The sequence below is a fragment of the Luteibacter sp. P4_E6 genome (genome assembly GCF_056401535.1).
The window spans coordinates 1-1,703 of the sequence record NZ_JBFUJE010000703.1 but is presented as its reverse complement, the minus strand read 5'-3'; the positions used below and the strand labels follow the sequence as shown (position 1 = coordinate 1,703).

Below are 1,703 nucleotides of genomic sequence, written 5' to 3'. Positions count from 1 at the left end.
GCACTGGTGCGCCAATACCGTCTGCGGCGACGTGGGCGAGGGCTCGGGTGTGTTGATCAGGGCGCTGGAACCGGTGGCCGGCATCGAGCGGATGCGCCAAGCGCGACCGAAGGCGAAGCGCGATCGCGAACTAGGCAGCGGTCCCGCACGGCTGGCCCAGGCCATGGGCATCACCGGGGAGCAGAACGGCATCGACCTGGTGCGCGCGCGGGAGGGTTACACCATCGTCGATGACGGGACGCCGTCTCCGGAGAACATACCCGGCTCGGCCCGGATCGGCATTCGGCAGGGAACGGACCTGCTCTGGCGCTGGCTGGTGGCAGGGAATCCCCACGTCTCCAGACCCTGAATGAGTTCGCAAGATGGCCCCGTCCGGCCCTTGGCTTCGCTACCGGCGGGAGCTAGCCTGCGTGGATACATCGACAGGGAGTTCCTCATGAAGCGCATCGTTGCCGCCATTTTCGCCACTGCCTTGTCCTGCGGCGCCGCCGCCGCGGATACCTTCCGCGTGGGTTCGCRGGTCGTCTCCACGGGAGATAGTGAGGGGCGTCTTCGCGAGGTTGCCGGCAAGCCCGATCGCGAGACGCCGATCGAAGCCCGGGGCGGTGGCCTGCAGGGTTATCGCCTGGAGTACTTCCAGAAGGGCAAATCGGTCCAGGTCGAGATAGTCAACGGACGCGTTCGCTCGATCACGCAGATCGACAGCTGAGCGCCGTCGTCGAGTGGTGATCCCGAGCCGGGATCACCACTCGTGGGGCATCAGCCCGCGGTTTTCTTGGGGCCCTTCAAGGGCGTGCTGCGCGGCGTCTCCGGGAGAGGCGCGGTCCGCTTGTGCGAGTACACGTAGGAAATGAACGCGGCGGATGAGCGATCCGGCGGCGGCGTGTCCACGGACTGGGTGACTGGTTTCTTGGGTGGCATGACCATCGTCTGAGTTGGGCAGGACGAGCCCCGGCTGCGAAAGCCGGGGGTGAATCCGGCCAAACGAAGCCCGGGTCATCCAACATGCGCTTTCAGTTGTTAGTTGGGTGTAACGTGGTGGGCCCGGCAGTGCGACAGCCGTAACACCGACGTAACCCACCACGTGGCAAACGTGGTCTGACAGCGAGGGCACGTCATGGAAACACAGAAACAGGTCGTCGGCCCGGCCGACGCCACCAAGATCGACCTTGAGCTGCGAACCGATATGAACTACTGGACGCGCGTGCTTGGCGTATCCGAGACCTCCCTGCGCAATGCCGTGCTTCGCGTGGGTGGCCAGTCGTCCGACGTGCGCGCCGAACTGCGACGTCGTCGCTGATGGACGGTGTCGTTCGCCCGTTGCGCGTGTTTGTTTTCTATCCGTCGATGAATCTTCATACGTGGACGGTGCTGTTGCCTGGCGCGACGAAGCACGTGTTCCAGACCGAGGGCACGGCGGTGGAGTTCGCACTGACGCGCGCGTCGGCCATGAAGGGCAAGGGTCGCGCTGTCGAGGTGCTGCGCGAGCGCGTATCTGGTGGCTGGGTGCTCGTGCCGTTCTGATCTGAAACGCGCGCTGTCATCGCACAAAGAAAAAGGCCGTGCATCACTGCACGGCCTTTCAAAACCTGGCGCCCGAAGTTGGACTCGAACCAACGACCCCCTGATTAACAGTCACATGGCGCAACGCCTGTAACTGGAGGCGTGCGCTGGCGAATTGGGCAAAATGCTTGGTCTACTAT

At 64.1% G+C, this 1,703-nt stretch carries 5 protein-coding genes; 4 read left to right on the top strand and 1 reads right to left on the bottom strand.

Annotated features, from left to right (window positions below):
- Together AC1DT2_RS22585 and AC1DT2_RS22580 are read left to right on the top strand one after the other, a co-directional pair.
- Positions 1–349: DNA-3-methyladenine glycosylase (locus tag AC1DT2_RS22585; RefSeq protein ID WP_477298879.1), on the top strand; the 349-nt coding region annotated here is incomplete at its 5' end.
- 87 nt (positions 350–436) lie between these two features.
- Entirely contained in the window at positions 437–709 is a 273-nt protein-coding gene (locus AC1DT2_RS22580; protein WP_477298878.1) for a DUF2845 domain-containing protein, read from the top strand.
- Positions 710–759: 50 nt separating this feature from the next.
- On the opposite strand, the gene AC1DT2_RS22575 is transcribed toward AC1DT2_RS22580, so the two are convergent.
- A complete protein-coding gene (locus AC1DT2_RS22575) occupies positions 760–921 on the bottom strand; it encodes a hypothetical protein (protein WP_157503966.1) in 162 nt (53 codons plus the stop codon).
- A 196-nt stretch (positions 922–1,117) separates the two neighbouring features.
- Here AC1DT2_RS22575 and AC1DT2_RS22570 point away from each other — a divergent pair, with 196 nt between their 5' ends.
- Together AC1DT2_RS22570 and AC1DT2_RS22565 are read left to right on the top strand one after the other, a co-directional pair.
- Entirely contained in the window at positions 1,118–1,300 is a 183-nt protein-coding gene (locus tag AC1DT2_RS22570; RefSeq protein ID WP_063571491.1) for a DUF3606 domain-containing protein, read from the top strand.
- Complete coding sequence (locus tag AC1DT2_RS22565; RefSeq protein WP_107913409.1) at positions 1,300–1,524, top strand: hypothetical protein; 225 nt, start codon at positions 1,300–1,302, stop codon at positions 1,522–1,524. Before AC1DT2_RS22570 ends, AC1DT2_RS22565 begins: the two co-directional genes overlap by 1 nt.
- Positions 1,525–1,703: the final 179 nt, after the last annotated feature.